25 protein-coding genes and 1 riboswitch are annotated in these 26,817 nt (G+C 47.7%); of the genes, 21 read left to right on the top strand and 4 right to left on the bottom strand.

The genetic code is table 11. The features are described 5' to 3' along the window. Nucleotides 1-24 precede the first annotated feature (24 nt). The 20 genes from EJL91_RS23295 (at nt 25) to EJL91_RS25210 (ending at nt 21,353) form a co-directional block, all read left to right on the top strand. Nucleotides 25-1,383: a YjiH family protein gene (locus EJL91_RS23295; RefSeq protein WP_125144366.1), complete on the top strand. Its 1,359-nt coding sequence runs from the start codon at nt 25-27 to the stop codon at nt 1,381-1,383. A 129-nt stretch (nt 1,384-1,512) separates the two neighbouring features. Next, nucleotides 1,513-3,513: a urocanate hydratase gene (locus tag EJL91_RS23290; protein ID WP_125144365.1), complete on the top strand. Its 2,001-nt coding sequence runs from the start codon at nt 1,513-1,515 to the stop codon at nt 3,511-3,513. Nucleotides 3,514-3,532: 19 nt separating this feature from the next. Continuing rightward, on the top strand, nt 3,533-4,777 hold the full coding sequence (locus EJL91_RS23285) for a CaiB/BaiF CoA transferase family protein (protein ID WP_125144364.1): 1,245 nt from the start codon (nt 3,533-3,535) through the stop codon (nt 4,775-4,777). Further along, a complete protein-coding gene (locus EJL91_RS23280; RefSeq protein WP_125144363.1) occupies nt 4,752-5,963 on the top strand; it encodes a 2-hydroxyacyl-CoA dehydratase subunit D in 1,212 nt (403 codons plus the stop codon). The genes EJL91_RS23285 and EJL91_RS23280 overlap by 26 nt, the downstream gene beginning before the upstream one ends. Further along, the gene (locus tag EJL91_RS23275; RefSeq protein ID WP_125144362.1) at nt 5,956-7,077 is read left to right on the top strand and encodes a 2-hydroxyacyl-CoA dehydratase subunit D; all 1,122 of its coding nucleotides are present in this window, start codon (nt 5,956-5,958) and stop codon (nt 7,075-7,077) included. Before EJL91_RS23280 ends, EJL91_RS23275 begins: the two co-directional genes overlap by 8 nt. Nucleotides 7,078-7,091: 14 nt before the next feature. Further along, the gene (locus EJL91_RS23270; protein ID WP_125144361.1) at nt 7,092-8,231 is read left to right on the top strand and encodes an acyl-CoA dehydrogenase family protein; all 1,140 of its coding nucleotides are present in this window, start codon (nt 7,092-7,094) and stop codon (nt 8,229-8,231) included. 19 nt (nt 8,232-8,250) lie between these two features. Beyond that, nucleotides 8,251-9,051 (top strand): electron transfer flavoprotein subunit beta/FixA family protein, encoded by an 801-nt coding sequence (locus tag EJL91_RS23265; RefSeq protein ID WP_125144360.1) that lies wholly within the window; start codon nt 8,251-8,253, stop codon nt 9,049-9,051. Continuing rightward, a complete protein-coding gene (locus EJL91_RS23260) occupies nt 9,052-10,041 on the top strand; it encodes an electron transfer flavoprotein subunit alpha/FixB family protein (protein ID WP_125144359.1) in 990 nt (329 codons plus the stop codon). Between the two features lie 22 nt (nt 10,042-10,063). Next, complete coding sequence (locus EJL91_RS23255; protein WP_125144358.1) at nt 10,064-12,901, top strand: ATP-binding protein; 2,838 nt, start codon at nt 10,064-10,066, stop codon at nt 12,899-12,901. Between the two features lie 222 nt (nt 12,902-13,123). After that, entirely contained in the window at nt 13,124-14,095 is a 972-nt protein-coding gene (gene spoIIIAA / locus EJL91_RS23250; protein WP_125144357.1) for a stage III sporulation protein AA, read from the top strand. Further along, nucleotides 14,086-14,607, top strand: a complete 522-nt coding sequence (locus tag EJL91_RS23245; protein ID WP_125144356.1) for a stage III sporulation protein AB — start codon at nt 14,086-14,088, stop codon at nt 14,605-14,607. Before spoIIIAA ends, EJL91_RS23245 begins: the two co-directional genes overlap by 10 nt. Before the next feature lie 69 nt (nt 14,608-14,676). Further along, complete coding sequence (spoIIIAC, locus tag EJL91_RS23240; protein ID WP_003501123.1) at nt 14,677-14,871, top strand: stage III sporulation protein AC; 195 nt, start codon at nt 14,677-14,679, stop codon at nt 14,869-14,871. Nucleotides 14,872-14,897: 26 nt separating this feature from the next. Beyond that, nucleotides 14,898-15,284: a SpoIIIAC/SpoIIIAD family protein gene (locus EJL91_RS23235; protein ID WP_125144355.1), complete on the top strand. Its 387-nt coding sequence runs from the start codon at nt 14,898-14,900 to the stop codon at nt 15,282-15,284. A 41-nt stretch (nt 15,285-15,325) separates the two neighbouring features. Then, nucleotides 15,326-16,648 (top strand): stage III sporulation protein AE, encoded by a 1,323-nt coding sequence (locus EJL91_RS23230; RefSeq protein WP_243125542.1) that lies wholly within the window; start codon nt 15,326-15,328, stop codon nt 16,646-16,648. 11 nt (nt 16,649-16,659) lie between these two features. Then, a complete protein-coding gene (locus tag EJL91_RS23225) occupies nt 16,660-17,403 on the top strand; it encodes a stage III sporulation protein AF (RefSeq protein ID WP_125144354.1) in 744 nt (247 codons plus the stop codon). Then, entirely contained in the window at nt 17,378-18,019 is a 642-nt protein-coding gene (locus EJL91_RS23220; RefSeq protein WP_125144353.1) for a stage III sporulation protein AG, read from the top strand. The genes EJL91_RS23225 and EJL91_RS23220 overlap by 26 nt, the downstream gene beginning before the upstream one ends. A gap of 155 nt (nt 18,020-18,174) precedes the next feature. Further along, nucleotides 18,175-18,909, top strand: a complete 735-nt coding sequence (locus tag EJL91_RS23215) for a SpoIIIAH-like family protein (protein WP_125144352.1) — start codon at nt 18,175-18,177, stop codon at nt 18,907-18,909. Between the two features lie 220 nt (nt 18,910-19,129). After that, on the top strand, nt 19,130-19,519 hold the full coding sequence (locus EJL91_RS23210) for an Asp23/Gls24 family envelope stress response protein (RefSeq protein WP_125144351.1): 390 nt from the start codon (nt 19,130-19,132) through the stop codon (nt 19,517-19,519). 541 nt (nt 19,520-20,060) lie between these two features. Further along, nucleotides 20,061-21,197 carry a sodium ion-translocating decarboxylase subunit beta gene (locus tag EJL91_RS23205; RefSeq protein WP_125144350.1) on the top strand — a complete coding sequence of 379 codons (1,137 nt, stop codon included), beginning with the start codon at nt 20,061-20,063 and terminating at the stop codon, nt 21,195-21,197. A gap of 42 nt (nt 21,198-21,239) precedes the next feature. Beyond that, complete coding sequence (locus tag EJL91_RS25210) at nt 21,240-21,353, top strand: OadG-related small transporter subunit (RefSeq protein WP_279230063.1); 114 nt, start codon at nt 21,240-21,242, stop codon at nt 21,351-21,353. 158 nt (nt 21,354-21,511) lie between these two features. Here the strand turns inward: EJL91_RS25210 and EJL91_RS23200 are convergent, their stop codons facing one another. Together EJL91_RS23200 and EJL91_RS23195 are read right to left on the bottom strand one after the other, a co-directional pair. Next, the gene (locus EJL91_RS23200) at nt 21,512-22,000 is read right to left on the bottom strand and encodes a pyridoxamine 5'-phosphate oxidase family protein (protein WP_125144349.1); all 489 of its coding nucleotides are present in this window, start codon (nt 21,998-22,000) and stop codon (nt 21,512-21,514) included. A 51-nt stretch (nt 22,001-22,051) separates the two neighbouring features. Then, nucleotides 22,052-22,762, bottom strand: coding sequence for an ECF transporter S component (locus EJL91_RS23195; RefSeq protein ID WP_243125541.1), 711 nt, complete (start codon nt 22,760-22,762; stop codon nt 22,052-22,054). 77 nt (nt 22,763-22,839) lie between these two features. Next, a riboswitch (FMN riboswitch) is annotated at nt 22,840-22,966 on the bottom strand. 223 nt (nt 22,967-23,189) lie between these two features. On the opposite strand from EJL91_RS23195, the gene spoIVB reads away from it, so the two are divergent. Further along, nucleotides 23,190-24,467 carry a SpoIVB peptidase gene (gene spoIVB, locus EJL91_RS23190; protein ID WP_125144348.1) on the top strand — a complete coding sequence of 426 codons (1,278 nt, stop codon included), beginning with the start codon at nt 23,190-23,192 and terminating at the stop codon, nt 24,465-24,467. Between the two features lie 233 nt (nt 24,468-24,700). Here the strand turns inward: spoIVB and EJL91_RS23185 are convergent, their stop codons facing one another. After that, nucleotides 24,701-25,297, bottom strand: coding sequence for a GNAT family N-acetyltransferase (locus EJL91_RS23185; RefSeq protein ID WP_164516931.1), 597 nt, complete (start codon nt 25,295-25,297; stop codon nt 24,701-24,703). A gap of 407 nt (nt 25,298-25,704) precedes the next feature. Beyond that, nucleotides 25,705-26,679 (bottom strand): ArsR/SmtB family transcription factor, encoded by a 975-nt coding sequence (locus EJL91_RS23180; RefSeq protein ID WP_125144346.1) that lies wholly within the window; start codon nt 26,677-26,679, stop codon nt 25,705-25,707. Nucleotides 26,680-26,817 lie beyond the last annotated feature (138 nt).

The following is a 26,817-nucleotide window of genomic DNA, read 5'->3' as shown; positions in this document are numbered from 1 at the left end:
TAAGGGATAAGGAGGATATTTCATATGGAAAAGACGGCCACAACGGGGAAATCAACAAATGGTGCTCTGATTAAATTTTTGGTATTCAGCATTTTCGGAGTGATTTTTTTCTTCATTAATGTGGACATTGGTGGGGTTAGCAAGGTTCCTCTAATTCATCTGATTGATAATGCAAAAGCCGTGCTGGGGCTGCCGGCAGGATACGTTATTGTAATGATAATTTCGCTGCTTGTTCTGGGATGCAGCATTTGGGGAAGATTTCCCAGGGTTCCGGCGCTTATCGGAGAATATTTTTCTAATATCGGAGTGTTCAACTCGATATGCTACGTGTTGGCGGCAATATTCGGAGTGATGGTAGTTTTTGGAATTGGACCTGCCTGCATCCTGGATCCGGTTGTCGGAGCCAGTTCTTTGAAGATTGCCAGAGATGTTTTTTTTGCAATTGTGGTTTCCGGCTTCTTTGTGACTGCACTTCTGGAATATGGACTTTTAGAATTTCTGGGAACTATTCTGGAACCGATTATGAGAGTGGTATTTAAGCTGCCGGGCAAAGCGTCGGTAGATGCGCTCACGTCTTTTGTCTGCTCACCAGCAGTAGGAGTAATGGTCACAAGTAATCTGTATAAAGGTAATGTCTATACGGCGAAAGAGTCTGTTTCCATTACAACGGGGTTTAGTTTCGTCAGCCTGGGGGCATACGCCTTTTTAAGCGGCCTGGCCGGTTGTGAGGATTATTATTCGGTTATCATTCTCTGCAGTCTGCTGTTGGCGTTTGTCGTTGCCGCAATCATGGTACGGATTCCGCCGATTTCTAAAAAAGGCGATACATTCTACGATGGGACAACTCAGACGGCAGAACAGAGAAAGCCTCAGAAGTTCAGTGGGGAGATTTTTGTCCAGGCTTACCATACGGCTCTGGAAAAGGCAGGTTCTACAAAACCGCAGGCTTTTGTAACTGCACTGACGTCATCCGTTATTTTCGGTTGCAAAGTAGTATCTTATGTGATATCACTGTCCATCATCTGTCTGGTATTGGCCAATTATACGCCGGTTATTACATGGTTCGGGATTCCGATCCGACCGATTCTTGAACTGCTCCGCATTCCGGATGCACAGGTGATAGCTCCGTCCGCTATTGCGGCATTTGTGGCAATGTCACTACCGTCCACACTAATCAGCGGCGCGGGTGTGTCTGTCATGGCGGGATTTTATATCGTAGTCCTTTCTACCTGCCAGGTAATCTTCTTTACAGAAAGCGCCAATGCGATGCTGGATTCCGCGATACCCGTTAACTTTGGAGACCTAGTGGTGATTTTCCTGGAGAGAACGGTTCTTTTGATACCGCTGGTTGCGATAGTGACGCATCTGGTATTTGGAATGTAGGAAAATAGGCGGAGATAACTGTAAAAGAACGGATGAAGCGGTGAGAAAGAGAAAAGGTGAAAAAGCCAAGAAGTACAGGTGAGGTCCACAAAATCCGCTCTTATTATATAGAAACAGGAGTAAAGCAAAATGACAAATAGGGAAATAGAAGAATATATGAAAATTAGGCTGGATGATGAACTGCCGGAGCCGGAGATTCTGGATCCAAAGGTCCGCAGAGCTCCGAAGAGAGAGTCCAGACTTTCGCAAACCGACAAGAAACTGGCTGTAAAAAATGCCTTGCGGTATATCCCGGAGAAATATCATGTAGAACTGGCAAAGGAGTTTTATGAGGAACTGGAGACGAGAGGCAGAATATATGGCTACCGTTTCCGCCCCCATGGCCTGATAAAAGCAAGACCGATTAAAGAGTATAAAGGAAAATGTCTGGCAGGGAAGGCCATTCAGGTAATGATTGAGAATAATCTCGATTTTGACGTGGCGCTGTATCCCTACGAGCTTGTTACATATGGTGAGACTGGACAGGTGTGCCAGAACTGGATGCAGTACCGCCTCATTAAAAGATATCTGGAAGAGATGGAGGAGGATCAGACCCTGATTGTAAGCTCAGGTCATCCGCTGGGACTCTTTCCAACGTCGAAAAGCGCTCCCCGGGTGATTCTGACCAACGCACTGATGGTTGGGAAATATAATGACAACGACAACTGGAACAGGGCGGCGGCCATCGGTGTTTCCAACTACGGCCAGTTTACGGCAGGCGGCTGGTTCTACATCGGTTCCCAGGGGATTGTTCACGGAACCTTTTCCACACTCCTGTCGGTGGCGAGGGAAATTCTCCACCACAGCAGCGAGGCGATGCTGGAAGGCAGCCTGTTTGTTTCGTCCGGTTTGGGAGGAATGAGCGGGGCTCAGGGAAAAGCTGTGGAAATGTGCAACGGAGTTGGAATTATAGCCGAGGTAGATGAATCTAAAATCGAACTGAGACAGCGGCTGGGCTGGGTCAGCTTAAGAGCGGAGAGCTGTAGTGAAGCTTTCGGACTGGCAAGGGAATGGATCGGGAAAAAGAAACCGGTCTCCATTGCCTATCACGGCAATGTGGTAGATTTACTGGAGTATGCCGTGGAGCAAAAAGTCCATATAGATTTTATGACGGACCAGACTTCATGCCATGTTGCATTTGACGGCGGTTATTGCCCTCAGGGACTGACATTTGCGGAGCGCAGTAAAATGCTTTCGGAGAATCCGGATGAGTTTGTGAGACAGGTCAAAAAGACGATAAGAAAACATCATGATCTGATTGAGATACTGCGGGCCAGAGGAACTTTTTTCTTCGATTACGGTAACAGCCTGACAACCACAATGTATGAGATTGGAATAACGGAGGTATGTAACAACGGTGAGAATTCACTTGACGGTTTTATCTACCCGTCGTTTGTGGAGGCATTTCTGGGACCGAATCTCTTTGATTTGGGATATGGTCCGTTCCGCTGGGTATGTCTTTCGGGGCAGCCGGAGGATTTACATAAAACGGATCAGGCGGCCATGAATTGTATTGACAAAGACCGGCGATACCAGGATTATGACAATTATGTCTGGATCCGCGATGCAGAGAAGAATAATCTTGTAATCGGTTCTCAGGCCAGAATCCTTTATCAGGATGCGGACACCAGAATGAAGATTGCCCTCAGATTTAACGAGATGGTCAGGGAGGGAGAGATAGGCCCCGTGATGATTGGACGCGACCATATGGATACCGGGGGAGCCGATGCCCCTTCCAGGGAAACTTCCAATATAAAGGACGGAAGTAACATTACGGCCGATATGTCCTCCCTAGTCTATGCAGGCGATGCGGCTCTGGGAATGACGATGATATCCATGCATAACGGCGGAGGGACCGGAATCGGTAACTCCCAAAGCTGTGGGTATGGCCTGCTTCTGGATGGCAGCCGGGAGACGGACAAGATTATCAGAGAGGCGGTAAATTACGATGTCATGTGCGGCGTTGCAAGGAGAGCATGGGCGAGAAATAAGAATTCCATGGAGACCGTCCGCATCCACAGCCGGGAAAAAGAAATCATCACGCTGCCTTATCTCTGTGACGAGAATTTAATTGACAGGATTGTAAAATAAAAGCCGACAGGAGGAAAAAATGAGCCGGAATCAGAAACCCTTAGAGGGAATTACCGTTGTGGAGCTGGCACTGTTTGTTGCCGCCCCCAGCGCGGCCAGAATGCTGGCGGACTGGGGGGCTACGGTCATAAAAATCGAGTCTCCGAAAGGAGATCCCATGCGGTTTATGGGAAAACTTGTATCTATGCCCATAGACGATGAGAAAGAAAACCCCGCCTATGATCAGCAAAATGCCGGTAAAAAGGGCATTGTCCTGAACCTGAAATCGGAAAAAGGGCGGGAGGCAATGCACAGACTTCTTAAAAAGGCAGATGTGTTTATCACGAATAACCGCCAGGATGCACTGGAGCGGCTGGGACTCTCCTATGAACAGCTTTCGGGAGAATATCCGGCATTGGTTTACGGGCAGGTATCTGGATATGGTGAGACGGGTCCGGATAAGGATAAGCCGGGATATGATTTTACAGCTTACTATGCCAGAGGAGGAATCAGCGGAACACTGTATGAGAAAGGAACTTCCCCGCTGCTTACGGTTGCAGGATTTGGAGATACACAGGTAGGGCTCTGCCTGGCTTCGGGAGTTTGCGCTGCGCTTGTAAAGGCGAAAATGACGGGACAGGGGGAAAAGGTAAGCGTCAGCATTTATCAGACCGCCGTTTTCTGTATGGGGCATCTGATTGCCTCTGCTCAGTATGGTAAAAACCCTTATCCCAGAAGCCGCATGGATATTGCCAATCCGCTTCAAAATGCTTATGAGACAAAAGACGGAAGATGGTTGCAGGGCGCGGTGAACGATTTTGATAACCGTATCAGGGAAGTGCTTCACCTGATAGGCAGGGATGATTTGGCGCAAAATGAGGAATTCTGCCACTTTGAGAGAATCAGCACCCACTCCAAAGACTTGATTGCAGAACTTGATAAGACATTTAAGGAAAAAGATATTGATGACTGGCTTGATATTTTCAGGGAAGCAGATCTGCCTTTTGATAAGGAGGTCCTCTGGGAAGAAATTCTCACCGATCCCCAGGCCTGGGCGGATAATATACTCTGTCATGTGGATGGCTATCCGGAGCGGGAAGGAATGGGGACGGAGAGAACGTTAGTCCGGACCCCCGTCAAGTTCCGTGAAGCCGGACTGCCGGAATACAGAAAAGGGCCCAGAATAGGAGAACATACAGAAGAGGTACTTAAGGAACTTGGTTATTCCAGGGAAGAGATTGATAGTATGGAGAGTAAAAATGAGTGCAAAACAGCGTTTAAATGAATTGCTGGATCAGCATTATGCCGAGGCGTGGAAGGCGAAGGAAGAAGGCCATCCGGTGGGGTGGGCGTCTTCTAATTTTCCGCAGGAATTTCTGGAGGCGATGGGACTCACTGTCTGCTATCCGGAGAATCATTCCACATCCCTGTCGGCAAAGCATGAGTCCATGAAAATGATTGAAAAAACGGAAAAGCTGGGGTACAGCAACGACATCTGCGGTTATGCCCGTGTAAATCTGGGTTATCTGGAGAATGGGATTTGTGAGAGCCTGAATATGCCGCTGCCCGATTTTGTGGTATGTACCAATAACATTTGTACGGAAATGATCAAATGGTTTGAAAATATAGCGGCAAAACGTGGGATTCCGATGATTGTATATGACATCCCCTACAATACTGAGTACGAAGTCAGCCAGTCGCGTCTGGATTACATGAAAGAACAGATTCCCATGCTGATCCACAGCCTGGAGCAAATCTCGGGAAAAAGCTGGGATGAAAAACGGTTTGAGGAGGTAATGGCGATCTCGAATCAATGCGGCCGCCAGTGGAGAAGAGCTTCCAGATATTTCGAAGCAAAACCGAGTCCGATGAACGGATTCGAAATGTTTAATTATATGGCTCTGATGGTTTGCGCCAGGGGCAGAAAAGAGACGGTAGAAGCAATTAAGATGCTGGCCGATGAACTGGAAGAGCGGTATGAAAAGGGGGAAACCACCTTTAAGGGCGAGCCGAGACACCGGATTATGATGGAAGGGATTGCCTGCTGGCCATACCTGCAGCATAATTACCAGACATTGAAAGGACAGGGCTGCAACCTCTGCGGCACTGTTTATACGGAGACATGGGGCAGGGTTTACAACAACCTGGATGAGATGCTTAAATCATACAGTGTCGTCCTCGACAACACAAATCTTGAACGCTCCTGCGACAGAAGGGTGGAGCTGGCAAAAAGGGCACAATGTGACGGCGTGGTTATGCACCTGAACAGAAGCTGCAAAGCCTGGGACGGCATTCTCTTTGAAATGGAGAGGAGGATCCGACAGGAAACTGGACTTCCGACCATAATGTACGACGGAGATCAGTCAGATCCAAGGTGTTATGCAATGCAGCAGTATGAGACGCGCGTGGAAGGACTGCGGGAAATTATGGATGAGAAGAGTCCAAAAGAGGGGAGGCATACGGATGAATGAACTCGAGCTGCTGGTATCAGGGCTTCTAAAGGCTGCCGAAAACCCGATTGAAACTATAAAAAGAGAGGTGGAGATAACCGGCAGGGAGGCGGCAGGCTGCTTCCTGGGATTCGGGCCGGAGGAGTTAATCGATGCCGCCGGTTTCCTGCCGGTTGGTATCTGGGGAGAAGAGCGTGAGATAGAAAAGGCAAAGCAGTATTACCCGGCTTTTTTCTGCGCGCCCATTCAGAGAGTGCTTGAGCAGGGCATGCGAGGAGAATACGATGGGCTCCTGAAAGCGATGGTGATGCCGGTTTACTGTGATGCCCTCCGCTCAGCCGGACAAAATTTTAAGACGGCTGTGCCGTATATACCAGTTATTTCCGTGGTTTTTCCGGCAAACAGAAAACTTGACTCCGGGAAACGCTTTTTAGCCGGTGAATACCGGAATGCCGGGAGACAGCTTTCGGAAATAGGGGAGGAAAAGATTACAGAAGAAAAGCTGAAAGAATCCATAGCGGTATACAACCGGTACAGACAAGCGATGAGGGTATTCGCGGAGGAGGCATCGCTTCACCCGGAACTTATGACTCCGTACCGGAGACATATGATCATCAAGGCCGCCTGTTTTATGGATAAGCGAAGATATACTGAAAAAATCATACACCTGACGGATCTGATGCGGCAGAGGGAGAAAAAGGCCTGGGAAGGGAAGAACGTCATTCTGACCGGAATCTTCCTGGAATCGGAGCTGCTTCTGAAGAAGATGGAGAGCCTTAAGCTGACCGTAGTTTCCGATTTTCTGCTGCAGGAATCCCTTCAGTTTCAGACTGATGTGCGGGAAGGCGAAGATTTGTTTTACAGTCTGGCCGGCCGATTTGGAGATATGAGTTTCTGTCCGGTAGCTCTGGACCCGGAAAAGACCAGGATTGGCAGGTTGTGCAGTGAGGCGAAAGAGAAGCAGGCAGGGATTATCGTGTGCATTCCCTCCTTCTGTGACCCGGAGGAATATGATTATCCGCTGCTGAAACGGGAGTTTGAGCGGCAGGGAATACACCATATCTGCCTGGAACTCAATACGTCCTCCGCCAGCTCACAGGCAGAGACACTTTTGCAGACATTTGCAGAGCTTTAAAGGGGGAATGTAAGTTGATAGAATCCGAAAAATACCGTCTGATTAGAAGAACGGTTAAAGAATTCGCAAAGCACGAGGTTGCGCCTCTGGCGGACAAGATAGAAGAGACAGGAAAAATACCGGAAGAACTTTACAGAAAGATGGCGGACAACCAGTATTTCGGTGTGACAATCCCGAAACAGTACGGCGGATGCGGCGCGGGATATGTGGCAATGGCAATTGTCATGGAAGAGCTGGCTAAAGCCAGCGTATCGGCAACGCTCTATGTGACGTCACCTAATACTCTGCTGGGACTTCCCATTTTAAATTACGGGACCGAGGAACAAAGGCAGAAATATCTCGTGCCGGTTATGAGGGGAGAGAAGGAGGGAACTTTTGCGCTCACAGAACCATCGGCAGGTTCCGACGCGGCCACCCAGAACACGATTGCCAGGAAAGACGGAGATTATTATATTATCAGCGGAAGAAAATCCTTCATTACGGCGGCTCCGCTCTGTGATTTCGCAGTTATTTTCGCAGCCACGGATACAGCGGCCGGAGCAAGGGGGATTACAGCTTTTATTGTTGAAAGGGATACTCCCGGGTATTCCGTAGGGCAGCCGGAACGCAAAATGGGAGTGAATGGTTCTCCCACAGCCGATATTATACTGGAAAATGTGCGGGTTCATAAGAGTCAGATACTGGGCGAAGAGGGAAATGCATTTCAGATGGCGATGCGGACGTTGGATTCGGGCCGGCTGGTTGTCGCTTCCCAATGTCTTGGAATTGCAGAGGCTGCTATGGAAGAGGCGGTGAAATATGTCAAACAGCGCCGCCAGTTTGGCCAGGCGCTGGCCAAATTCCAGGGGATTCAGTTTATGCTGGCTGATATGGAGACAAAGCTATGCTGTGCGAGGGCTTTAATCTATGACGCGGCAGAAAAGAAGGATGCGGGGATGAGCATAACAAAAGAAGCGGCGGCGGCCAAGTACTTCGCTTCTGAGATGTGCAATGACATTGCGGCTAAAGCGCTTCAGCTGCACGGAGCCTACGGATATGTGAAAGATTATCCGATTGAAAGGATATTCAGGGACGCAAGGGTCACAACCATTTATGAGGGAACGTCCCAAATCTTGCAGACCGTGATCGCAAAGCAGGTATTAAAAGGACAGTAGGGGCAGGAGGTACTGATATATGAAAATAGCAGTCTGCATCAAGCAGGTTCCTGATACGGATAATGTGAAGATTGATCGGAAAACTGGGACACTGAGAAGAAGTGAGGTACCGGGAATACTTAATCCCGCAGATCTCACGGCAATCAGAATGGCAGCAAGGCTAAAGAAAGAGGCAGAGGAAAAAGGGGAAGAAACTTCCTTGACTGCAATTACAATGGGTCCCCCGGCAGCATGCGAGGTTCTCAGGGAGGCTATGGCCCGCGGGGCGGACAAAGGAATTCTCCTGTGCGACCGCGCTTTTGCAGGAGGAGATACATGGGCGACTTCGCTTGTTCTTTCAGAAGCGGTCAAAAAGGCCGGAGGTTTTTCCGTGATTTTTGCTGGTAAACAAACTACGGACGGTGAGACAGGCCACGTAGGTCCGCAGCTGGCGGAACATCTTAAAATGGCACAGGTTACTGGTACATTTCAGGTAAGCCTGGATAGCGGGCTTACCGTGAAAAGAATATTTGACGGCAGTCTGGAAACCATAGAATGCAGGACTCCGGCAGTAATTGTCTGTACAGGGATAGATGGCGGGTTTCAAAGCCTTCCAATAGGACGGATATGTGATGCATATGAAAAGCCGCTTACTGTTTGGGGGCTCAGAGAACTGGGAATGACAGAACGGGAGACGGGCCGGAATGGTTCAAAAACGGAAGTGAGACGGACATTTATGCCGGAGAGTTCGGCGAAAGGCATAATGCTTCAGGGAAATCTTGATGAGATGGCTCGAACTCTTGCTGAGAAACTTGTAAAAGGGAAGGGAAGTGAATATTAGATGGAGACAGAAGCTAAGACAGGAGGAATTTGGATTTATGCCCAGACGCAGGGCGAAAAGCTGCACCCTGTCGTATATGAACTTCTCGGCGTGGGAAGGAGGCTGGCCGACGAACTTTCATGTCCTTTGGGAGCTATGCTTGCAGACTGCCGCGAGGCACTCGTCGAAGAGCTTTTTGAATACGGGGCGGATGAGGTCTGCATATTTGAACACAGTCTTCTTTCACAATATTCCACAGACGGTTATACGAAAGCGGTGGAGCAGCTGGTTCGTGAAAGGCAGCCGTTTGCGTTGCTCATTGGAGGCACCGATCAGGGCAGGGATTTGGCTCCCAGGGCTGCCGCCAGAATCAAAACGGGATTGACGGTGGACTGTATAGAATTTAAGATAGAAGGAAAACATACATTGTGTCAAATCCGTCCTGCGTTTGGCAGCCGCCTGATGGCGGAGATTGTGACGGTGGGAAATACCGTGTCCATGTGTACGGTCCGTCCAGGAATGTTTGCTCCGGCCGTTTCTGTGGCGGGAAGGAGAGGGAAACTATGGCATTGCAGTCTGGAACTTCTGCCCTCGGAGATTCGGACCAGGGTGGTGGAGTCTGAACCGGAGGAATATGAGCACAGGGATTTAGCCTGTGCCAGGGTGGTGGTTGCAGGTGGAATGGGAGTCGGTGGGAGAGAAGGGTTTGAGCTTCTTGATAAACTGTCAAAACATCTTGGCGGAGTGACGGGAGGGACAAGACCGGCCGCGGCAAATGGATGGATTTCCCATGAAAAGATGATAGGACAGACAGGCAGGATTATTGCTCCGGAGCTTTACATTGCCTGTGGCATTTCGGGAGCTGTCCAGCATATGCTGGGAGTCGGCGGTGCAAAATGTGTTGTTGCCATTAACAGTAATCCGGATGCACCGATTTTTGAGACTGCAGATTACGGGATTGTTGCAGACTACAGGCAGTTTATACCTAAACTGATTGAAGAACTGGAGTAAACAGGCAAAGGGCGTGGATAAAATGAAAGTTGAAGTGCATTTTCTGGGGCAGCCGGAGATATTGATTAATCATACAAGGATTACGATTACCCAGAAAAAGATAGAGGCGATGCTCCTTTATATTCTGTTTAACGGAACCTGCACGAGAGACGAACTTGTAGCAATATTCTGGTGCGACTGTGATGAGGAGGGCGCAAGAGGAAATCTGCGCAACAGCTTATATAAGATAAGAAATCTGATTGGAAAAGACTTTCTGCTGACAGGCGGAAAGTCTTATATCAGTTTAAATCCCGATGTGGAGATTATAAGGGACACCGATTTATTTATTATGGAAAACAGTGAACCAAGGCTTCTGGAATTAAACAGTTTCTGTTTTCTGGATAAATATTATCTGAAGAACTGCCCCGGCTTCGAAGAATGGGTATGCAGTATGCAAAATACATACGAGCGCCTTTTGGGGGAAAAACTTTTGCCCGCGATGCGCAGCAGTTTTAAGAAGGGTGATCACGTGATGGCGGAGAAGTATGCCGAATATATTCTGCGTTTTGACATCCACAATGAGGAAGCTGTTTATACTCTGATGAAGATCTGCGGGCAAAATGGGGAATATAACCGGGTTGTGTATATCTATACCCAATTTACCGAGCGTTTGTATCAGGATATGCATCTGGAACCCGGTGCCGCGATTAAAAAGGAATATGAAGATGTGATGCGGATCAAAAATGAGCTGAGGAGAAACACTTCTAAAGGGCCATTTTATCTGGGACACATCAGAGCACTTGCTGCGCTGCAGGAAGAGTATTCCAAATATGGACAGGGATTTCCATATGATAACTGTATTCTGTGCGGAGCAGAGGGAATGGATAAGGAGGAGGTTTGGTGGCGGTTTTCGAAAGAATGCAGCACCAGGGACGCGATAAAAATACAACTGGTGAGCACCAGTGCCTCTGTGGAATATTACGCTGTCCGGGAGATATTGGTAGCAATTTCCCGATGGCTCAAAATGCCTCTGGAAGAAATGTTTTCGGAAGGTGGTGGTGAGAGTGCTGATTTATACTTCATGAATGCCATAGAGAGAATTGCCCGCCGGCTCCAGACTGCCAAAACCCGATGTTTGATGATGATTTACAACTTGGAATTTGCAGACAGCAAGAGCATTGGACTGATTCTCGGCTGCCTGTTTAAGCGCCTGGGCCATGAAATTTTTATTGCGGCCAGTTTCTGCATGAATTTGAGAATGAACTTTAACAGTTTTTTACGAGAGACTCCGGAAGAGGGAATTCGCCCTGTCTTTCTGGAACCTTTAAAGGAAGGGGAATGCTCCCGGTATTTGAAGGAATGTTTTTCCGATAGCCGGACATTCGGTCAGGAAGAAAAAGAACTGTATCACTATACGGCCGGTAATCTTCTGATGCTGAGGGAAGTGGCGGCGAATATTATAAGGGGCGAGGAAGACGTATATGTGATAAATTCCAAAGCACAGAAACAGTTTTTGAGCCTCCTTGAAAATTTTAGCAATATTGAGTACGAGTATCTGGAATATCTGGCGGTCATGGAAAACGGTGTAGAGGTAGCTGTCCTGTGCGAGTTGCTTCATGAGCCTTTAAATATGGTGCTCCGTCATCTGCTCCGGCTTCTGGAAAGCGGCCTGCTGGAGGAGATCGATCAGAAGGGGCATGAACGGCTGAGAATCAAATCAAAAATGATGAGAGATATGATATACAGTCGGATAGCAGTGTTTAAAAAGAATGAACTGCATCGGGCAGCGCAGAAATATTATGAAACAATCGAGGCCGGAAGAAAGGGGAAATGCGATCTCTTCATTCTTTCAGAACTGAAATATCATGCCACACAGGCTGGAAAAGTGGATGATGCCCTGTATTACAGTATCTACTATCTGAGGTACGTTCTGGACTATTATGACGAATTTTTCCCTGCCGTTCCCCATGATGTGGAGTTCCTTCAGACATTTACCGTTTCACGGAAGGAGATTTACCAGACTCTGGATACATTCCAGGCATGTTATGACATGCTGGAGGATGAGATGGATGCTAAACGCTGCTATGAGCTGCAAATGGAAATTTATTACCTCAAAGGCAGAACGCTTAACAGAGACGGAAAAAGGGAAAAGGGACTCGTCTATGCGGAAAAGCTGATCGAGCTGGCTAAAAAAGCACAAAATGAGAGGATGCTGATATACGGCTATACTGAGGCTCTCTGCTATGGCGTAAAGGCGGAGGATTCGGAGCTTATGAAACATTATCTTGAAAAGATGAAGAAGATAGAAAATGTCCCATCTTATCAGCCGGAATATGGCTCGATTCTTCGTCTGGAGGGCTACTGCCGTATCCTGGATGGAGAATACGAAGTGGCGGAAGAACTTTTAAAGCGTTCAATTGAGATATTCAGCAGTCCTGGCCTCAGAAATACTTACTATTACCGGGCGGCCGGCGCATACGATTATCTGGCTATCACATATCGGTGCAGAAAACAGTATGATAAAGCGCTGGATGCTGTCGGCGAGGCTCTACGGCTCTGTAAAATGAGGGGGAGCCGCAAGGGACTGGATTTGTTTTATGAAGATTATGCGTATATTCTTTTTCTTCAGGGAAAAAGCGAAGAGGCTGAAAAATATTTTTCACTCAGCGCCCAGATATATGACGAGTTCGGAACTTACTGGCTCCGTTCCATTGGGGAGAGCTGCATGGCCATGATCCATCTTGAAAAAAAGGAAGAAAAGGAGGCTCTTGAACATTTCAGAAGAGCTGAAATTTTCAGTAAAAAAGAAAAGACGAGAGAGGAACTGGAAGTCCTTGAGATTGCAAGGGGAAAACTGAAGGAAGCCAAAGTGCTGGCATAGCAGAATACAGCCGGTATAAAATGAGAAGCAGAACAAATAAAAAAACACCGCCTTACCCAATATAGGACCATTACTTTGTAATGATATTGGGTAAGGCTTTTTTGAATCTGAATTTTCCCGTACGATCCTTTTCCCATCTGTATTTTTTTGCAGTGCCGCATTTTTTGGCTTGTCATATTTTCCCCGCCTGTACATATATTGAGGTAAAAGGAGGCGGACAGGATGGAGAGCAAAGACAGGCTGTTTCAGATTTTTTCTAAAAAACTCAGGGGAGTGCTGGGAACGCTTAATGTGGAGCCGGAGGGTATAGAGGAAATCCGCATGCGGATCGGCGCTCCGCTTTTTATCATTTACAGGAACAAAGAATATACGGTGGATGAGGAGGGAAAGCTTGGCGGGCTTTCCGGGGGCTTGGGAAAAGAGGAAGGGAAAGGCTGCTTTTGCGTGTCTAAGGAAGATGTGGAGGAGACGCTCCAATGTGCGGTCCGTTATTCCCTGTATGCGTATGAGGAGGAGCTGAAACAGGGATTTATCACGGTGTCCGGAGGCCACAGAATCGGAGTGGCAGGCCGGGTAATCCTGGAAAAAGGCAGCGTGAAAACCATACAGCCGGTCACGTTCCTGAATATCCGATTTTCCCATCAGGTAAAGGGGTGTGCGGACCGGGTCCTTTCCTATCTGTATGACAGGACAAATGGGGATTTTTTACATACCCTGCTCATCTCTCCTCCCCGGTGTGGGAAAACAACGCTGCTGCGTGACATTGTCCGCCAGGTTTCTAATGGGAAAAACGGTAAGACGGTGGGAGTGGTCGACGAACGGTCGGAGATCGGGGCCTGTTTTCAGGGTATTCCCCAGAACGATGTGGGACAGCGCACGGATATCCTGGACTGCTGTCCGAAGGCGGCGGGGATGATGATGTTAATCCGGTCTATGGCTCCCGATGTGGTGGCGGTGGACGAGATTGGAGGAGAGCAGGACCTGGAGGCCATGCGTTATGTGATGAACTGCGGCTGCCGAATTCTTGCCACAATTCATGGAACATCAATGGAGGACATCAGGAAAAAACCGGGGCTCAGCCGGTTTATCGAGGAGTCGGTCTTTGACCGGTATGTAATTCTGGGGAACCGAAACGGGCCGGGAACAATCCGGGAAATCTGTGATGGAAACGGGAGGAATCTTTTATGTGGATGAAAACGGCGGGACTGATACTGGTGATAGCCTCCTGCACGGGAATCGGAGCCGAGGCGGTGCACAGGCTGAGGGAGCGGTTAAGGCTTTTAGAGACGCTGCGGCGGATGGCATCCCACATGAAGGGGGAAATCCTGTATGCTAATGTCCCGCTGGCCGAGGCTTTGTTCAGAACGGGAAAACGCAATCCCGGACCGGCGGGAAAGATGTTTATCGAGGTGGCCGAAACACTGGAACAGGAGTCGGGCGAGAGCTTTGAGACGGTCTGGAAAGAGAAAGCCGGAAGGTTTGCCGCCGAAAGTGCATTAAATAAGAAGGAACAGGAGCAGCTCCTGCGGTTTGGCGAGAGCTTGGGATATCTGGACCGCGACATGCAGGAAAAGGCAATTCTATTCTATCTGGAGGATTTGGAGCATTCCATTGAGAAGTTACGGAAGGAAGAACCGGAAAAGAGCCGGCTGTTCTTTGGAATGGGAATCTTGTCCGGTTTATTTCTTGTCGTAATACTAATTTGATAGGGTATAAGATGGAAAGCTGAGAGTGCGGGAACGGCACGAGTTAATAGATGCAGGAGGATTTTTTATATGGGGGTAAGTTTGATTTTCAGGATTGCGGCAGTGGGAATTCTGGTGTCGGTCATCTGCCAGATACTTAAACACAGCGGCAGGGAAGAACAGGCCTTTCTCACCAGCCTGGCGGGACTGGTGCTGGTGTTGTTCTGGATGATACCGTACATATACCAGCTTTTTGAGACGATGAAAGAGCTGTTTGCATTGTAACAGAGGGTCAGGAAGGAGGCGGGTTCATGTCTATCATTACGGCGTCCGTGCTGGGACTTGCCGCCGTGCTTCTGGCGGTGCAGTTTAAAAGCAAGAGCGGAGAGTATGGAACTTATCTGATTATGGCGGCCGGATTAATCCTGTTTTTCTATGGGACAGGCAAGATGAAAATTATCATCGACACGGCTCACCAGATTCAGAGCTATATCAATATTAACAGCGTATATCTGACCACACTTCTAAAAATGGCGGGAATTACTTATATTGCCGAATTTGCCTCCGGTATCTGTAAAGACGCCGGATACGGAGCCATCGGAACGCAGATTGAGATATTTGCCAAACTGTCCATTCTCGCTGTCAGTATGCCGGTGCTGCTGGCGCTTCTGGAGACACTTCAGGGCTTTTTGGCCTGAGGCGGAAGAATGAAAAGGGAAGGCTGGTGGATGTATTTCATATGAAAGACAGGATAAGAATGCGGTCAATAAAACGTATCATGAAACAGTTGAAAATCCAATTAAGGGAAGCGGTAAGAACCGGAAAGCGCAGCGCCGTCCTGTTTCTGCTCACCGCCGCAATGGTATTTCCGGGATTTTGCTTCCGGGCCGAGGCAGCACAAACGCCGGGGCAGACAGACGGCGGAGGCTATGAGACAGGCGGCGGATATGGAACCGGAGACAGCTATGAAACAAGCGGCGGTTACGAAGCGGAGACCGGGAATCTTCTGGATGATTTTGATCTGGCAAAGATAGAAAATTTTATGAGTGAGGAGAGCGGAAACGGAACTTTTTCCTTCACATTTAAGGAATTAATTTTGGAGCTGATGAAGGGAAACTTCTCCGGCGTTTTTCACGAGTGTCTGCTTACGCTGCGGGACAGCCTCTTTGGGGAGATAGCGAAAAACGGAAAATGGATGGGACAGGTCCTGATCCTGGGGCTGACCGGGGCGATATTTGCCAATTTTTCAAGTATCTTTTCCAACAGCCAGATTGCGGAGACGGGATTTTATGTAACCTATCTTTTAATGTTTACATTCTTAGCATCCAGTTTCCTGACCGGGATTGCCATCACAAAGGAAATCCTGTCCCATATCATTGAGTTTATGCGGGCTCTGGTTCCCACCTATTTCCTGGCGGTTTCCTTCTCGGGAGGCAGCCTGACTTCGGCAGCGGGTTATGGATGGATGCTCTTTTCCATCAGCGCTGTGGAATGGCTGGTTTTAAGGCTCCTGCTTCCGGTCCTGCGGATTTATATTCTTTTTGTCCTGGCTGGGCATATGGTGAAAGAGGACATCTTCTCCAGAATGACCGAACTGCTGGACAGTTCGATCCGCTGGGGACTTAAAACCATGACAGGAGTGATACTGGGGTTTCATTTACTGCAGAATCTGGTTACCCCTTATGCCGATTCACTCAAAAATACGTCGCTTCAGCGTTTTGTCAGCGTCATACCGGGGCTGGGACAGGGGGCGGCGGCAGTATCCCAGATGGTGATGGGAGCCGGGGTACTGATCAAAAACAGCATCGGCGCAGGGGCAGTTATCATTCTCATCCTGATAACCGTCATTCCGTTACTCAAGCTTGTGATTCTCTGCCTGTTTTATCAGGGGGCTGCAGCGCTTTTACAGCCGGTCTGTGATAAGAGGATGGTAGCATGCATCAGCGAGGTGGGAAACGGCTGCCGCCTTCTGCTTTCCATGGCGGCGACGGCGCTCCTGCTTTTTTGCGTCTCGCTGGCAATTGTATGTACGGCTGCCAATGCCACCTACTTTGCTGGTTAAGGAGGGAGAGAATGGACGGAATATATGACTGGGTCAGGAATATTGTATATTATCTGATTTTCATGACTATCATTACAAATCTTCTCCCGGCAGGAAAATATGAAAAGTATCTCAGGCTCTTTGCGGGCTGCATCCTGATTCTTCTGGTGCTGAAGCCGCTGACCGGGAGCCTCAGGCTGGAGGAAAAAATTAATGCTATTTTCCGCTCTGTTTCCTTTGAAAATGAGGCCGGGGAACTTAAGGGAGAACTCGATGGGATGGAACAGAAGAGGCTCGACCACCTGATCGGCCAGTATGAGGCATCGGCTGAGGAGGAGTTAATCCGTATGGCCGGGGAAGAAGGGATTGAGGCAGTTGCCGCTTCTGTGGTAATAGAGGGAGACAGTAGAAATCCTGATTTTGGAAAGGTGAAAAAGATTGCCCTGAGATTAAAAAAGACAGAGGATACGGCGGACGCACAGGAAAATGCGGATGGTGGGCGGACGGAGACAAAGATGGCCAAAGAGGACAGGATTACCCTGGAAAAGGTCGAAAAAGTGTCGGTCAGGCTGGACGGCTCCGGGCCGGACGGGAATGGAGAAGCCTCACAGGACAGTCAGAGCGGAGGCCGGGAACAGGAGAAAAGCGATGTCGAGGCGGCCAGAAAAGTGATTGTTGCGGCGCAGGAAAATGAAACGATCAGGCAGTTCAGGCGGACGATAGCCGGGTATTATCAGATGGAGGAAGAAAATGTGGAAATCGGGCTGGAAGATTAACAAAGACTGGGTGAAGGGAAAAGAAAAATGGATGCTTCTGCTGGTGTGCGGACTGATTCTGCTGATTCTGTCATTTCCGGTGGGACCGAAAAAGGAAAAGGGGGAGGAGGCCGGTTCCCCGGTTGTAAAAGGGCAGCTGATGCCGGAGAATGGGGAGGAGGACTCCGATACACAGACCGCGGCCGGGAAAATATCGGGTACAGTGGAGGACGATGAACGCAAATATGAAAAAGAGATGGAACAGCGGGTTAAAGATATCCTGAAAAACGTGGATGGAGTGGGGGAAGTAGATGTAATGCTCACTCTCAAATCCTCAAAAGAAAAGGTCCTCCATGTGGATCGCGATAAAAGCCGCTCTGCGACAGAAGAAAAGGACAGCGCCGGAGGGACGAGAAAATCACAGACCGAGGAGATTAAAGAGACAGCTTTGACCGCAGGAGCCACAGGTTCCCAGGAGCCGGTGATAGAGAAAGAGCTGCAGCCTCAGATAGAAGGTATCATCATCAGCGCCCAGGGCGGCGGAAGTCCTCAGGTAAAAGCGGAAATTTCCGAGGCAATGGAAGCTTTATTCGGGCTGCCGGCACATAAGATTAAGGTGTTGAAACGGGTGGGATAAATAATAAACCGGGCTTTCCGCTCCGGCTGATAAATCAGAGTGCGGAATAACATAGTTACACAAAGTGCAGACAAAATGCTTAAGACAGGCATAAAACCGCTGCGCTGTCATAAAATAAAAGTATTAAAGCGGGTGGAATAAAGGAGCATAATATTATGAAGATGAAAAGAATCTTTAGGAGAAACCAGATAATCATTACCACACTTGCCATTATGATTGCAGCAGCAGGATACTTAAACTACTCCGGCAAGAAGGAAGTGGCTGGCGGAGAAGTTTACGAGGCCGGAGTTACAGAGATTTCTGATGAGGATATATTGGCAGAAAACCAGGCTGTTTCAGGCGGAGCCGCCGGCCAGACTGCGGAAAATGTCTCATCGGGTAATGCAACGGGCGAAGATGGCCAATACCAGGAGATAGCAAGCCTCGATGATCCGGACGAGGGCGGAAGCGCTCTGACAGGCTCCGATCAGGCAGACGGAAGTTCTTCAATTGATAACCCGGGCGAAGCAGTTCTGACCGGCGGAACAAGCGTAACAGACTACATAGCTAATGTGCAGCTGAACAGAGAACAGGTCCGTGCCAAGAGTAAAGAGACACTGATGAGCATTATCAACAATGAGAGCGTAGACGCAGCTTCCAAAGAAGCGGCCACCCAGAGCCTGATGGCCCTGTCTGCTATCGCAGAAAAAGAAAACGCCGCGGAAACCTTACTGATGGCAAAGGGCTTTGCCGATCCGGTAGTCAGCATTACAGACGGAAAAGTTGATGTTGTCGTAAACGCAACCAGCATCACGGATCCGCAGCGTGCCCAGATTGAGGACATCGTAAAGAGAAAAACGGAAACAGGCGCTGAGAATATCGTTATTACGCTAATGAATCTCCAGGAATAAACACTTGATGATACGATCAGCTTCTGAAGATGACGGCCGGGACCGGAGACTCATTTACAGCCTCCAACTCCCCGGTCCGCCATCTTACAGAAGCATCCCTGCATCTCAGCTTAAAAGCTGGCCTATTGTATAATTTGCGCCAATAAGGGGAAAACTCCTTTGCAAACCACAGCCTTTTTGTTATAATGGGAATATCACGAGGATACAGGAGGTAACAAAGGTGTCGAAAGAGATTGCAGATAGAAATACACATATATTATACGAAAAAGACAAAATCGGTGAAGTGCAGATTGCGGACGAGGTTGTTGCAATCATCGCCGGACTGGCAGCTACAGAGGTGGAGGGCGTGGATTCCATGGCCGGCAATATCACGAATGAGCTGGTAGGAAAGCTCGGCATGAAGAACCTGAGCAAGGGAGTCAAAGTTACGGTGACGGAGGAGCATGTAAGTGTTGATCTGTCCCTTAATATGAAATATGGCTACAGCATCCCTGATGTCAGTGAAAAAGTGCAGGATAAAGTCAAGACTGCAATAGAGAATATGACAGGCCTTATGGTTCTGGAAGTGAACATTAAAATTGCAGGCGTTAATATGGACGAGAATAAGTAGGCAGTACCTGTTTGCACCGGCAGTAAAGACTCTGTAAAGAATGCCGGATTCTCAGTTTATTCTTCTTTTTATTCTTGACGGCTGTGGAAACATGTGGTAAGATGAAGCCGTTAAAAGGGAGTAGTTGCAACATGTAATCAACATACCCTGGGCCGGGTTTACAGGTCCATGGTTACATGCCTGTATGAAATGTAGAGGAACAAGACTTTTAGCATATGAAAATATGCTGAAAGTCTTTTTTTATTCTATCGGAAAGTTCTGCGAACGCTCCGATAGAATAAAAAGCGCTCCGGACAGGATCGCACTGCGGCGGAGAGAATTATGCCGCTAAAGCGGCCCGCCGCAGGCGGAGAATCCCGCTTACATAAGAAAAATTCATAAAAGGTATGTTTTCCGGATTCTGTGTGAAGAATCTAAGTGGTTGACGGGAACTCCGCGGGTCCCCGAAAATCGCAGACCGGACCGGGTATTGAACGTGCAGAAGGCTGCTCAACAATTAAGGAAAAGAATGCTGAGAAAGCAAATTTAAGGAGGAAAGTTCATGGATTTTTTACTGGAAGGTATTATGGCGATAACGCCCCAACAGCTTATAATGTATGTTGTAGGAATTCTGCTTATCTGGTTGGCCGTGAAAAAAGAGTATGAGCCGGCGCTGCTTTTGCCGATGGGCTTTGGCGCTATATTAGTAAACTTGCCGTTATCCGGTGTCATCGACCAGATTATGCCTGGTATCGGAGAGACACACGGTGTTATACAGTGGCTGTTTCAGACGACGATTGAGGCGTCTGAGGCGCTTCCGATTCTCTTATTCATTGGTATCGGAGCCATGATTGATTTTGGCCCGCTTCTGTCACAGCCAATTATGTTTTTATTCGGTGCGGCAGCACAGTTTGGTATTTTCTTTGCTATCTGTGTAGCGACACTGATGGGATTTGATTTAAAAGATGCCGCTTCCATCGGTATCATCGGTGCGGCGGACGGTCCGACGTCTATCCTTGTATCACAGATTATGCGTTCCGACTATGTCGGCGCCATCGCGGTTGCGGCGTATTCCTACATGGCTCTTGTGCCGATTATCCAGCCGTTTGCCATCAGGCTCGTAACTACGAAAAAAGAACGTCAGATTCATATGACATACAGCCCGAAGGCAGTTTCCAAATCGACGAAAATTGCATTCCCAATTATCGTGACAATTATCGTAGGCCTTATTTCACCGGCATCCGTAGCCCTGGTCGGTTTCCTGATGTTTGGTAACTTAATCAGAGAATGTGGTGTTTTACAGTCACTTTCCGATACTGCGCAGAATGAGCTTGCCAACCTTATCACACTGCTTTTAGGTATTACCATTTCCTTCAGTATGAGAGCGGACGCTTTCGTGCGTACGGATACACTGTTAATTATGGGTATCGGACTCGTTGCGTTTGTATTCGACTCCATCGGCGGCGTACTTTTTGCAAAATTTATCAACCTTTTCCTGAAAAACAAAATCAACCCGATGATTGGCGCAGCTGGAATTTCCGCGTTCCCGATGTCGGCCAGAGTGGTTCAGAAAATGGCTTCAGAGGAAGAAAAGGGTAATATTATCCTGATGCACGCCGTTGGCGCCAATGTATCCGGACAGATTGCCTCTGTTATCGCGGGCGGACTTGTCATCAAGCTCGTCAGCCAGTATCTTTAATCAGCCAAAGCATGAAGCAGGCAGAAATGAGGAGGTTCATTTATGTGGAATAATTTATTAATTTCTCTGGAAATCATGGGAAAAGGAATGGCCGGAATTTTCGTAGTTGTCCTTATAATCACCCTGGTAGTAGTTCTCCTGGGCAAATTGAAATAATAACCCGACATATTTTGCGCAGGTTATTTAGTAATATTTAATAATATAAAGAAGGAGTGCTTTTAGTTCCGGCCGGTATCGTGCGGCTGAATCTGAAAGCGCTCCTTCTTTATATTATGTCTCCTTCTGTCGGAAATCCGGACTCAGAGCAGATAAACTTATTTCTTTACATCGTAAGGTTTTACTTCCACTTCTTTTTTATCAAAATCAATAAAAATCTGGTAGGCATACTGATCCTCGCTGGTATCCCAGACCTCCACGTATTTCGGCGACACTTCAATCAGGATCTCCGTATCCTCATGGCTGTAGGCATTATAACTGTTCCAGAGAAACTCTTTATATCCCTTCTCAAAACGTCTTCCCGGTTCATCTACGACCAGCCCCTTGTTTTTTGCGATTCCCTCCACCTGGATACCGCTCCAGCACAAAGCCACCTGGGGATTCTCAAAAAGCTGTTTTGTTTTTCTGAAATTTTTGTCTGTTTTAAAATAAATCTTGTCGTCGTAAAAAAGACAGCTTACATTTCTTACCATAACATAATCGTTGACACTGGAGGCCAGAGCCATAATCTTCCAGTCGCCCAGCTGATGGAACATGATTTCTACCGCTTCCTCAAAGCTTAAATGTTTTTCTTTGCTGAATTTCATTGTGTTTTCCCTCTTTTTTTCTTTGTTTTATATTCTCAGGCACATCAATAATCAGTGTCCCCGTACAAACTGCTTAATTTGGCGGCTCATTTTCTTATAGATGAGGAAAGTGAGCAGCGACAGCGATCCGTTTTTAATCAGGTTAAATGGAATGATGCCGAGAAGCGCCAGACTCCATTTACTGGAAAGCAGAGGATTCACCGCCATGCACATGGAAAGAATTTTATCCAGTGTCAATCCGGAAAATGATGCATAAAACGGGATGATTAAGTACAAGTTAGTAAATACGGATACAATTGCACATATCACGGTTCCTGTGACCATGCCGATGAGTGCGGATTTTTTTGATTTATTTCTGTCGTAAATTAAAACTGCCGGCAGAACGTAGGCGCAGCTCAGGATTATATTCTGGATTTCGCCCGTCCAGGCAGACGAGGTACCCTGAGTCAGGGCCTTTAAAAGCATTTTAACTACAATAATTGCAATGGCCGCAACGGGGCCCATTGTAAAGCCTCCGATCATCTCCACGAGCCCGGTAAAATCATAGCTCATGAACGGCGGCATAAACGGCAGCGGAAAGCGGAACATCATCAGTACCGCGCTTAAACCTCCCATCAGGCTGCAGAGCGTCAATTCCCTCGTATTGAGGCCGGTGCGGGCATGAGTGATTGGCTTTGCCAGATCCAGATCCCTGCCGGAACCTGTTTTTGTGCCTCTTCCAGTGTTCAGATTCATGTTGCCAGTGTTTGGGTTACCTTCCATTACTTTCTGTCCTCCTTGAAATTTTTCTGGTAAATAAAAAATGCCTGAAAACAAACAGTCTTCAGGTAGGCTACAGAAAACGTCTTTTCTCATCCGGACTGTTACCGTCGGTTCTGGAATTACACCAGATCAGCCGCAGGAAGGTGCCTGCGGGTCATGGACTTTACCATCGGTAGGGAATTACACCCTGCCACAAAGACTTAAGTATTAAGTTGTGTCAATGAGTTTATGTTTAAACGTCATCTATGTGTGAAAGTATATACCTGTACAATAAAAAAGTAAAGAGCTTATTTTGAAAAAATATGAAAGACTGGACGAAAAATAGCAGACTGATTTTCGGTCATCGTCACATACTAACAGCGTGAATGAGAAACAGATGATTTAAAAGCCGAAAAGGCGGTAACAATTGTGTAAGGAGGAAGGAAAGGTGACCAGGAAAGAAAAGCTTAGAAAGTCTCTTATAGTCCTGTTTTGGGCCGGTCTTGTGGCAGTAGCCGGCCTGTCGTATTTTTATATGCAGTGGTCCATACCGGACCGTCTGAATGTGGTGGTGGACCAGGAAGAGAATTTCCATTTTTCCCTTCCCGTAAAAGTATCTTTAAAGAGTGAAAGTGAAGAGGTGGTTTTAAACAACGGCTCCAACATCCCCTCAGATGAAATACATCTGCAGTTGGATCAGCCATTTTCCCTTTATTCGGAAAATGAAGGAACATACCATCTGAACATGAAGCTGTTTGGTCTGTTCAGCCTGAAAGACATCGAGGTGGATGTCTCCGATACGAAGTATGCGGTTCCTTGCGGACTGCCCATCGGAATTTATATGAAATCCGACGGCCTGATGGTCATAGGTACAGGTGAAGTGACAACGAAAAACGGAGAAATTATTGACCCGGCCGACGGAGTTTTAAAATCCGGCGACTACATTGAGGCCATCAACGGCGTTCCGGCCGTGAATAAGAAAGACATGATACAGGCCGTCAACAGCTCAGGAGGTGGTGCACTGATCCTCGCGGTGAGAAGAGACGGAGAAGAGATGCCTGTGGAAATGACGCCTATAGAAACGGCGGACGGTGACTACAAACTGGGTCTGTGGATCCGCGACGACACCCAGGGAATCGGAACCATGACCTATATGAGCGCCAATGGCGAATTCGGAGCCTTAGGCCACGGAATCAGCGACAGTGATACCGGAATGCTGGTGCAGACCTCCGGGGGCGAACTTTACGATACGGAGATTATGGGAATCGAAAAAGGCACATTCGGCAAACCCGGCGTCATGTCGGGCGTAATATACTATGGCAACCAGTCCAGGCTGGGCACCATAGAAGCCAACACAAATGAGGGAATTTTCGGAACGGTAAACGAGAAATTCAGAAACCGGGTAAAAAGTGAAGCGATTCCGATCGGATACCGGCAGGATGTAAAAAAGGGAAAAGCGTATGTGAGAAGCAACGTGTCGGGAGAATTAAAAGATTATGAGATAGAGATACAAAAAGTCGATTACTCCACGGCGAGGAAAAGTAAAGACATGATAATCAAAGTCACCGATCCGGAACTGCTAGAGCTGACAGGAGGCATAGTGCAGGGAATGTCAGGATCACCGATCATACAGGACGGAAAGCTGATTGGGGCGGTGACGCATGTGTTTATACAGGATTCAACCAGAGGGTATGGGATATTTATTGAAAACATGCTCGAACATTGAGTCCGGGCAGCAGACGGAAAGAGAGGATAGAGATGGGAGCTAGCTCACAGCTCTATCCTCTCTTGGAGTATGCTATGCGGCGAAAGCCGCCAACCGATGGAGCGCGTTAGCGTGCCAGCGGTTGCCGCCCGGGCGGAGTAGTGGGACGGAAGAGGAGGAGATGGGAGCTAGCTCACAGATCCATCCTCTCTTGTTATGCTATGCGGCGAAGGCAATGTGTTCCACACCATAACCTAACCCGGCATTAATTCTTTCTTCATAACAACCATCGGCTTTACCCCAGCCAACCGCATTAAAAAGCTTTTTTTCTTACACACCATCCTGTAATCAAGTTTTTCATAAAGGCGGACCGCCGGCTGGTTATCAATCAGAACATCAAGAAATAATTCCGTAAAATCACAATGCGATTCAACGAAAGTAAGGAGGCGTTCGGCCACCCTTTGCCGCCTGAATTCGGGCGCTGTTGCAATAAAGTCAATATAACCGCTTTGGGCTCCTGTTACCGCGGGTACACTCAAAATTTTGTGAAGCTGCCAGGCAATCATTTTACCCTTTACCGGACCGAATATCGAAATGCAGACATCTTCACGTATTATAATTGCTCTTTTCCGGCTGTCGGATACAGCAATAAATCCCGCCACCTGATCCTCTTTCAAAAGAACATAAGTCGAATCCAATTGCATACAGGGCAGAAAAAGCCTGCATAAAATTTCAGGATCTTTTGAAATTCCCTTAAACATAGAGAAGAAGCTGTCAACCAAAAGCCTGGCAGTCTTTTCTATAAGCTGGGTATCCAACATATCGAGCCTTACAAATTTTTCATCATTCATACAATTCAGTTCCTTTCGGAGACGATTTATATACCTGCAAATTTCCACACCGTTCATATTCATGAAGCCACAATTTATTATAACATATGTCCCGGGTAAATTCGACCAGTATAATTCCGTTCTACAAATCTCGCCAGTCTGATTTCCGCCATGCAGAAAACATGTTCCCAATAACTGAAGGGTACCTTAGCCCTGCGGCAGGGGAGCGTTTTCTTCTATATTAAAGAAGAAAGCCGAAATATAAATCCAACGCTGTACAGCAAGATATCAGCATTAAAAATTATGGAAGCACAGGATATAGTGAACAGACATGCCGGCCTCGCTTGTCTGTGGCGGCGGCAGGAACCAACCGGAGAAAGAAAATTTCACGTTCCTGTTTCGTACTTACTGAAGATATTCCAAGGACCTTACTGATAAGTCAGATTCATCACAATCCCCTGCGGGTAATCGCCATATTTCTCACCAAAAATATTAATCCCCCCGATATGTTTCGCATTATCCTTAATCTGTATCTTCAGGGAAATATACGGTTTTTCATTAATCGCTATGTCATCCAGCCCGACGCCCGGATAAATGAGCTGCCCGTCGATATAGCTCCCAAATTCTTTTACTGAAAAAGTTTTGAGCATTCCGTACTGGGTGCTGCCGTTCGGCCAGGCAGGAGGGGTCAGTTTTCCCCTGCGTGCGCCGTAATCGCCTGGAGAACGATATGTACCGACTTCTATGTCATTAATATAAATAGTTATATCAGACGGCCAGTTCTCAAGATAACCGGGCGCTTCGGAGCAGATTTCCAACCGGAACGACACCTCGTTGAGTTTCAGAAGAGGATTATGGATATTGGGAAACCTGTATTCGATAAACCCTTTATTGAACCAGATGAGCTGCGCCTTGTTCCTGAGCGGGGAATAGAAGGAACGTATCGTATCGTAAGCGTCAATCGGACCGTTCTCATCCGCGAGGCCGCAGGTAGGCTGCACATCGCATGCATAATAATTCCCGATCGGCATATCCATGGACAGGCTCTTATTGACGGAATCGATGGAGGCGTCGAAGGTCTCCAGATGAAACGACTGCAGGCTGCAGGTACACACCCTCATGGAACCGTGGACGCCCGGCTGGCTTTCCGTCACGATAAGCTGGGCCTCCTCCAGGGTTTTGACATGAAGCGCCGCAGAGGACAGGGGGATATTCATGATTTCAGCGATTTCCTGCAGTGACCTGGCATTGTTCCTGAGCATATCCAGGATTTTGAGGCGGACGGGGGAGGAAAGAGCTTTCCCGATTTTAGTAATGGATTCATGATGAGCCGGATTGCCCAGATGGAGGCAGATGTTTCTTTCGCCAATAATTCTGACAGTACGCTTTTCTCTTGCTGACATGACAGACTCCTTTCTTTCATTTTTTATATTCATCGTCTTTTAATTATAACTCTTTGTTACATAAAAAGTAAAGTAAAAATACAAAACTTACAATTAAATGATGATAAATATGTTAAAAAGTTACAAATAATAAACGGA

The sequence above is a fragment of the Clostridium transplantifaecale genome, from assembly GCF_900626075.1.
Classification (GTDB): domain Bacteria; phylum Bacillota; class Clostridia; order Lachnospirales; family Lachnospiraceae; genus Otoolea; species Otoolea transplantifaecalis.
Note: the sequence above shows the minus strand (reverse complement) of the source record. Positions and strands in the feature narration are given on the sequence as shown.